2 protein-coding genes are annotated in these 820 nt (G+C 67.9%); both read right to left on the bottom strand.

The features are described 5' to 3' along the window. The coding region (locus AC5Y4D_RS27315; protein ID WP_500038776.1) for an ATP-binding protein at positions 1–476 on the bottom strand (476 nt) is incomplete at its 3' end. A 2-nt stretch (positions 477–478) separates the two neighbouring features. Then, positions 479–820 (bottom strand): Mu transposase domain-containing protein (locus tag AC5Y4D_RS27310; RefSeq protein ID WP_500038775.1); only part of this gene is annotated, 342 nt, incomplete at its 5' end.

The raw sequence follows: 820 nt of genomic DNA, 5'->3' as shown, positions 1-820 counted from the left end.
GCTAGCTCGGCGGGCAGTCGGCCGGCGTTGTGGGCGGCTTTGAGGCGAGCGACCCAGTCCACTGCGGTGGCGAAGGCGATGCGGTGTCCGGTCTGGGCGGCTTTGATGGCCAATCCGATGGCCAGGTGGGTCTTGCCGGTTCCCGGTGGGCCGAGCAGCACCACGTTGCGGGACTTGGCCAGGAACGCACCCGTGCCCAGGTGGGCGACCATGTCCCGGTTCAAGGCCGGTTGGTGATCGAAGTTGAAGTCCTCCAACGACTTGCGGGTGGGGAGCCCTGCCGAGCGGATGCGGGTCGCCGCACCGGAGGCCTCGCGGGCGGCGACCTCCCGGGACAGCACCGCCGCCAGATACTCCTCATGAGTCCAGTTGGCGTCGCGGGCTTGCTCGGCCAGTCGGGCAGCGGAGTCGCGGATGCGTGGCGCCTTGAGGGCTTGGGCGTAGTGCAGGACAGCCTTGATCGGATCTTCGGCCATGGTCACGCCACCTCGCCATCGGAAGTGACTGTGTTGCTGGTGAAGTCGACACCGAACGCGCGGTCGTAGTCGGCCAGATCACGCACCGGGTGATCACCTGCCGCCGGTGGTGGGCCGGTTTGGAACTGTTGACGTAACGCTGCAGCTGTCGCGACGTGGGTGGGGTCGGTCAGGGTTTGTCGCGCCGCCCAGCAGCGGTCATGGGCCGCCAGTACGCGCCCCGCCCGGGTCACCACCACCTGAGTCAAGGTGGTGCTCACCTCGACGAGTTGACCGATCGCACTCGGGTCCACGGAGTAGTCGTTGCCGGCCACCCGCACGTAGTAGTCACGTCCCAGCCGCAC

Source organism: Mycobacterium sp. NGS67 (assembly GCF_059812185.1).
The sequence above is the reverse complement of the archived record's forward strand: the minus strand, read 5'-3'. Positions and strand labels throughout refer to the sequence as shown.